This window comes from Mesorhizobium sp. M7A.F.Ca.AU.002.02.1.1 (assembly GCF_003998535.1).
Lineage (GTDB): Bacteria > Pseudomonadota > Alphaproteobacteria > Rhizobiales > Rhizobiaceae > Mesorhizobium > Mesorhizobium ciceri.
The window spans coordinates 1-7284 of the sequence record NZ_RZPB01000278.1 but is presented as its reverse complement, the minus strand read 5'-3'; the positions used below and the strand labels follow the sequence as shown (position 1 = coordinate 7284).

7 protein-coding genes are annotated in these 7284 nt (G+C 64.3%); 6 read left to right on the top strand and 1 reads right to left on the bottom strand.

Annotated elements, in window-relative coordinates:
• From EN879_RS17935 to EN879_RS17910, 6 genes are all read left to right on the top strand, one after another.
• Positions 1–482 (top strand): ABC transporter ATP-binding protein (locus EN879_RS17935; RefSeq protein ID WP_164774453.1); only part of this gene is annotated, 482 nt, incomplete at its 5' end.
• 18 nt (positions 483–500) lie between these two features.
• Positions 501–1478 (top strand): aliphatic sulfonate ABC transporter substrate-binding protein, encoded by a 978-nt coding sequence (locus tag EN879_RS17930; protein WP_063168596.1) that lies wholly within the window; start codon positions 501–503, stop codon positions 1476–1478.
• A gap of 91 nt (positions 1479–1569) precedes the next feature.
• Complete coding sequence (locus EN879_RS17925; RefSeq protein ID WP_063168595.1) at positions 1570–3066, top strand: sulfatase; 1497 nt, start codon at positions 1570–1572, stop codon at positions 3064–3066.
• 126 nt (positions 3067–3192) lie between these two features.
• Complete coding sequence (locus tag EN879_RS17920; RefSeq protein ID WP_063168594.1) at positions 3193–4074, top strand: DMT family transporter; 882 nt, start codon at positions 3193–3195, stop codon at positions 4072–4074.
• A 205-nt stretch (positions 4075–4279) separates the two neighbouring features.
• The gene (locus tag EN879_RS17915; RefSeq protein WP_063168593.1) at positions 4280–5239 is read left to right on the top strand and encodes an AraC family transcriptional regulator; all 960 of its coding nucleotides are present in this window, start codon (positions 4280–4282) and stop codon (positions 5237–5239) included.
• Between the two features lie 214 nt (positions 5240–5453).
• Positions 5454–6164 (top strand): outer membrane protein, encoded by a 711-nt coding sequence (locus tag EN879_RS17910; RefSeq protein ID WP_063168592.1) that lies wholly within the window; start codon positions 5454–5456, stop codon positions 6162–6164.
• Positions 6165–6559: 395 nt separating this feature from the next.
• Here EN879_RS17910 and EN879_RS17905 read toward each other — a convergent pair.
• Positions 6560–7284 (bottom strand): ABC transporter permease (locus EN879_RS17905; protein WP_164774452.1); only part of this gene is annotated, 725 nt, incomplete at its 5' end.

Here is a 7284-nt window from a genome sequence, read left to right as displayed (position 1 = left end):
CCGTACGCCAGAACGTCGAGTTCGGGCTGCGCATCAAGGGCGAGGAAGCTTCGCGCCGCCGGCAGATCGCCGAGCGTTTCATCGATCTCGTCGGCCTTGGCGACTTCGCCGACGCGCTGCCGAAGACGCTTTCGGGCGGCATGAAGCAGCGTTGCGCGATCGCCCGGGCCTATGCGGTCGATCCCTCGATCCTTTTGATGGACGAGCCCTTCGGGGCGCTCGACGCACTGACCCGCGTGCAGCTCCAGGACCAGTTGCTCGACACCTGGAGCCGGGAGCGGCGCACCGTGATGTTCATCACCCACGATGTCGACGAGGCGGTCTACCTCGCCAACCGCGTCATCGTCATGGCGGCGCGGCCCGGCAGGCTGCAGGAGATCATCGACGTCGGCCTGCCTTACCCAAGAACCGAGGAAATCCGGCTTTCGGCGGAGTTCATGAGCATCCGCAACCGCGTCTGGCAAGCCGTTTACCACCAGTAACAGTGACAGGAGGAGAGTATGGTGACACTGACAAGACGTAACCTCATCGCATCATCGGCGGCACTTGCCGCGTTCGCTGCCTCTGGCATCCGTGCCGGAGCGGCGGGAACGGCGGCACGCATCGGCTACAACGGCGATTTCTGGGGCGCCAGCGTGGCCGGCGTCGCGGCCGACCAGGGCTTCTATGCCAAGCACGGCGTCGATGCCAATATCAAGGTCTTCACCAACGGCCCCATCCAGGTCCAGGCGCTTGGCGCCAACAGCCTGGAATTCGGCTATCTCGGACCGGGCGCGCTGTGGCTGCCGGCGAGCGGCAAGGCCAAGATCATCGCCGTCAACGATGTCGGCTTCTCGGACCGGGTGATCGCCCAAGCCGGCATCACGTCCATCGCCGGCCTCAAGGGCAAGAAGGTCGCGATCGCGGCCGGCACCTCGGGCGACATGCTGTTGCGGCTGGCGCTGCGCAAGGCCGGTATGGCGATGACCGACCTCGACATCGTGCAGATGGACCCGAGCACCATCGTGGCGGCCTTCGCCTCCAAGCAGGTCGACGCGGCCGGCATCTGGTATCCGTTCGTCGGCATCATCCAGAAGAGCGTTCCCGATCTGGTGGAGCTGGCCAAGAACGACGACTTCTATCCGCAGACCACATTTCCGAGCGTCTTCATTGCCCGCAACGATTTGGTCGAGGGCAATCCCGATCTCGTCCGCAACGTGGTGCGCGCCATCAAGGACGCGCAGGATTTTCGTGCCGCCAACCAGGACAAGGCGATCGAGATCACCTCCAAGCTGCTCGGCATTCCTGCCGACCAGCTGAAGACGGAAGCCGGTTATGGCCGTTTCATGACCTCGGCCGAACTGATCAAGCTAACCAAGGACGGCACCGTGAACGGCTGGTTCTCGACGATGAACGACCTGTTCAAGACCTTTGGCAAGCTCGAGACCTCGCTCGATCCCAAGGACTATTATCTGGGCGATCAATACATTTCGGCCTGACGGCCTTCTTGAAATCGCCCCTTGCAAACCGCAAGCCCCGGCAGCGAACCGGGGCCTGTTTCCTGACAATCACAGCAGCGACGAGCCATCCATGAACGTTCTCTATATCGACATCGACAGCCTCAGGCGCGACCACCTCGGCTGCTACGGCTATCATCGCAACACCTCTCCCGTCATCGACAGCCTTGCCGGCGAGGGCATCCGCTTCGAGAACGTCTATGTGTCCGATGTGCCTTGCCATCCGTCGCGCACGGCGCTGTGGAGCGGCCGCCACGGAATGCGGACCGGCGTGGTCGGCCATGGCGGCACCGCCTGCGAGCCGTTCCGCGAAGGCGCCGAGCGAGCCTGGGCCGGCACCTTCTACGAGGAAGGCTGGATGCGGGCGCTGCGCGATCTCGGCTACCACACCACGACCATCAGCAGTTTTGGCGAACGGCATGGCTGCTGGCATTGGTATGCCGGCTTCAACGAGATCATCAATCCCGGCAAGGCCGGCATGGAGAACGCCGACGAGGTTTCGGGCCTGGCGATCGACTGGCTGAAGCGCAATGGCTCGGCAAAAAAGTGGTTCCTGCATGTCAATGTCTGGGACCCGCACACGCCCTATCGCGCGCCGGACGCTTTCGGCGACCCCTTCGCCGACCAGCCGCTTCCCGACTGGATGACCAGGGCGGTATTCGAGAAGAGCCATGCTGGCTACGGCCCGCACAGCCCGCAGGAACCCTCGGGCTTCGACGTCGAGCCGGGCGGATCGAAATACCGGCGCATGCCGTCGCCGATCAGCGGCATGGACACCGTCAAGGCCTGGTTCGACGGCTACGACACCGGCGTGCTCTATGCCGATTATCATGTCGGTCTCATCGTCGAGGAGTTGAAGCGGCAAGGCCTGTTCGACGACACGATCATCGTCATCGGCGCCGATCATGGCGAAAACCTCGGCGAGCTCAACGTCTGGGGTGATCATCAGACGGCCGACGAATTCACCTGCAACGTGCCGCTGGTCATCCGCTGGCCCGGCGCCGAGGACATGCGCGGCGTCAATGGCGGCCTTCACTATCATTTCGACTGGGCCGCCACGCTGATCGACCGGCTCGGCGGCAACGTTCCGGCGCTTTGGGACGGGCGCTCCTTTGCACCGGCGCTTGCCGCGAAGGAGGAAGGTGGCCGCGATTTCCTGGTGCTGAGCCAGGGTGCGTGGGCGGTACAGCGCGGCGTGCGGTTCCGGCTCGGCGGGGCCGACTGGCTGATGCTGCGCACCTATCATGACGGCTACAAGGATTTCGGCCCGGTCAGCCTGTTCAATCTGAGTGAGGATCCGCATGAGCAGCATGATCTCTCAGGCTCCCGAAGCGATGTGGTCGATCATGCCAGCCGGCTGCTCGAGGACTGGCGCAGCGCCATGGCCATCCGCAGCGACAGCGATGTCGACCCGCTGGTGACGGTGATCCGGGAAGGCGGGCCGTTCCATTGCCTTGGCGAGTTGCCGGCCTATCTCGAAAGACTGCGCCGGACCGGCCGCACCGATGCGGCAGCGGCCCTCGAGCAGCGCCACCCGGCACCGCCGCCACGGCGCAAATCCCTGAACTGACCGGCCGGCGGCACTTGGCCGTGCCCTAGCAGCCAGTTGCCGCTGCCTCACGACAGGCCGGCCGGTTCGCCCTATCTCCATGCCGCCGGTCGGGTTTGGACCCGGCGATATGGAGGATGGGATCACGTGACACCGACGCCGATTGCCCGTCGCGAAGCGGCGCCCTTGCCTGTCGCAGCACTGATGGGCGCCATGGTGTCGATCCAGATCGGCGCCACCTTCGCCAAAGGCCTGTTCCCGCAGATCGGCGCGCAAGGGACGACGACGCTCAGGCTGGTCATCGGTGCGCTGATGCTGATCGCGGTGCTGCGGCCCTGGCAGATGCGGCCCTCGCGTGCCACCATGCCGTGGCTGGTCGCTTATGGAGTGACGCTCGCCGCCCTCAACCTCCTGTTCTACGCAGCGCTGGCCAGGATTCCGCTCGGCATCGCGGTGGCGCTGGAGTTTACCGGCCCGCTTCTGGTGGCGACCTTGACTTCGCGGCGCGCCAGCGACTTTGCCTGGATCGCGCTGGCGGTGGCCGGCATCCTGCTGTTGTCGCCCTTCGTTCGTTCCCTCGCGCCGCTTGATCCGATCGGGGTGATGCTGGCGCTGGCGGCCGGCGGCTTCTGGGCGCTCTACATCGTGCTGGCCCAGAAGGCCGGCGCGGAGCTTGGCACCCGCACCACCGCCTACGGCATGGCCATCGCCGCCGTGCTGGTGCTGCCCTTCGGTGTCGCCCAGGCGGGATCCGCGCTGCTGGCCCCGTCGATCCTGGTCAGCGCGCTGCTCGTCGGCCTGTTTTCCAGCGCATTGCCGTTCTTCCTGGAGATGGTGGCGCTGACCCGCATGCCGGCGCGCATCTACGGCACGCTGACCTGCCTGGAGCCTGGGCTTGGTGCACTGGCCGGCTTCCTGTTCCTGCATGAAAGCCTGACCGCGACGCAACTGGCCGGGATCGCTGCCGTTGTTGTCGCCGCCTTCGGCACGGCGCTGACATCACGGCCGCCGGTTCCATCGCCGGAGTAGGGGAACGATTCGTCGGCACTGGGTATTTTCGAGTAATCCGAAATTCAGCCAGCCAGATCCGCGAAATCAGGCCAATCCTTGTTCAGGACGGCACTGAAATTGTCGCCTGGCGCACAAGTATTTCCGGCTCTGGACAGACCGTGATCTGGTCCAATACGGTGCGTGTCGAAGTGAAGACGCGATTGTAGAAAAGGCCGGTCGTCCCTTGCAAAAGAACGTCTTCTCATCGGCGGATCTGCCGCCGCATCTGGATCATCGCGCACGCTTCGCGCTCTGGCAGGACGTCCATGTCGCCGAGATATGGTCGGTCGAATACACGATTTCGGAAAGACTGTCGTTCGAAGCCGCGATCGAAGCCACCGCTGTCGGGTCGCTGGTGCTTGGACAGATGGCCGGGACGATACGTCATGCCAGCCGCAAGGCGGGCAATATCGCCGCCGACGGTCGCGACGGCTATCTGCTGCTGGTCAACAATGGCGATACGGTGCTCAGCGGCACGCAGATTGGCCGCGATTATCACGTCGGCAAAGGCGAGGCCGCCCTGGTCTCGGCTTCGGAAGCGTTGCAGATGACCGGCGGCGACAGCAATGTCTGGGCCAATGTGGTGCTTCCCCGTGCCGTGCTGGAAAATGCCTTCGCTCATATAGAGGATCGGCTGGCGTTGACCGTCGGCGCCGACAATGAGGCGCTCGGCATGCTCAAGCGCTATTGCAGCTTCCTGGAAGCAGGCCCGGCCCTGGTCTCGCCCGACCTCATCGGCCACGCCACCGAAACCATCGTCGACCTGATCGGCCTGGCGACCGGCGCCAAGGGCGAAGCGGCCGAACTGGCGGGCCTGCGCGGTCTGCGCGCGGCAAGGCTGCAGGCCATACTGCAGAAGATGCGGGACAATTTCGCCGATCCCGCCATTTCGGCGCAGGGCGTTGCCGGGCAATTGCGGCTCTCGGTCCGCTATGTCCATGACCTGCTGCAGGAAACCGGGGTGAGCTTTGCCGAGCGCATTCTCGAACTGCGCTTGCAGAGGGCGCATCGGATGCTGTCCGACAGGCGCAACGACCGCATGCGGATCAGCGAGATCGCGCTGCTCAGCGGTTTTTCCGACGTGTCCTATTTCAACCGCTGCTTCCGCCGCCGCTTCGGCTCGACGCCGGGCAGCGCCAGATAGTTTCCGACAGCCACCGAATGCACGGCGCGCCGATCGACTGAGGCTGAAAAGCCACACCGACCGGGAAAGCGCCGTGGTGCTTTCCCCGACAATTCGGGTGCGGCCCAGCCCAAGACGCGGCCGGCGGACAATGCAACACCGGATTTCTCGACAACAGCTGGATCTCCGCAGCTCATTTGTGCGGCGGGGAAGCAACATGGGGCGGCAGACAACAATGAAAATTCTTCTTCTCGCAACGGCCTTCATTCTCGCGCCGCTCGGTGTGGCGTGTGCGGCTGATATCAATGAGGTTTCGCCTGTTGCATCCGGCTACGACTGGTCCGGACTCTATGCCGGCGTCGACATCGGCTACGCGGCCGGAAAATCCAATCTGTTCATCGCCGGCGGCGGACTGGGCGGGGCCACCGATCTCAACGTTGGCGTCGATCCGAACGGATTTATCGGCGGCGTCCATATCGGCGCGAATTACCAGATGGAGAACAGCTTCGTGATCGGCGCCGAGGCCGACATTGCGTATGGCAACATAGATGGGCTGACGGCCCTCGACGCCGGCGGCGGCGGCGTCACCACGTTGCTCAAGAGCGAACTCAAATGGTCCGGGTCGGCGCGGCTGCGGGCCGGCTATGCTTTCGATCGGACCTTGCCCTACATCACTGCAGGCGTCGCTGCGGCCAAGTATGAGCTTATTGCGGTCAGCGCCGGTGGCCCTGCCGCCGAAGTAACGCTCCACAGCGACAGCCATGTCGGCTGGACGGTTGGCGCCGGCATCGAGCACGCCTTCACCGACAGGTGGATCGCTCGAGCTGAGTATCGCTACTCGGACTTCGGCAGCCAGGACCTCTCGGTGGCCGCCGGCCTGCCCACGGAAACCCATGTCGACCTCCAGACACAGGATATCCGGGTCGGGCTCAGCTACAAGTTCTGATCCGCTGAAGCTGCTGATCTCCCCCTTGAGGGGGGGTGAGGAGTGGTCCGCGCAGCGGACGGAAAGCCAATCGCTTGGCTTTCCGAACGACGAACGCCTGGAACGGAAGCGAAGGGCCGGGTCCGGCAGGCCAGAGGGGGCGGTCCGGCTGGGCTCGGCCTGCTGTTGCGGATGACGTTGGCGCTTTACGCGCGGCGACCCCTCTGTCGTCTCCGTGGCGCTTTGTTCTTGATCTCACGGTTAGTGGCACGCGAATAGGCGTCGAGCGGAGCCGCAGGGTCAGCGCCGGGCGAGGGGGGGACGGCACAGACATCGGCGATCCTTGATGCTTGTCCATGAAATCCGCGAAGTCCAGAAGGATGCGGGCCGCGGGGCTCATGAACCGGGCAAGTTCCTTATTGTTTGTCTTGTCGTAGATAGACCCTGCCGAGGAAGGCCGGCTCGCCGGAGCGCCGGCCGCCCAATGAGCCTGCCACCAGCACGACAAGCGTCAGCAAGTACGGCAAAGTCATCATGAGATAGACAGGAACGTCGGCGCCTATGGCTTGTAGTCTAGGCACAAGCGCATCCGCGCTTCCGAAAAGAAGCGCACCCCAGAGAGCTCGAGCCGCGTTCCAGCGCGAAAAGATGACGAGCGCAACGGCAATCCAGCCGCGCGACGCGACCATTCCCTCCACCCAGACATGACTTGTGGCGACTGAGAGATAGGCTCCGGCGAGACCACAAAACAGCCCGGACGCCAGGACAGCCCCGAACTGAACCAGTTGCACGTCGATACCCGCGACATCCGCGGCGGCCGGGTTTTCCCCGACGGACCTCAACCTGAGGCCATGTCGGCTTTTGGAAAGCCACCACCAGAGCGCGCCGACCAGGATCGGCAGCGCCAGCGTAACCGGGTCCTGCACCGCGAAAATGCGGCCGAATGCCGAACCGCGGTCTATCCCGAAGAGGTCGCCAAGTGTGGAAATGCCAGAAAAGGTCTTCTGCACGTAGGGTCGCCCCACGACCCCGGTGATGCCCAGTCCGATTGCGACGACGGCTAGGCCGGCGAGCGTATGATTGGCGCGCAAGGCGACTGTCGATATTCCAAACAGCAGAGCGAGAGCCATCGCGGCCGCTG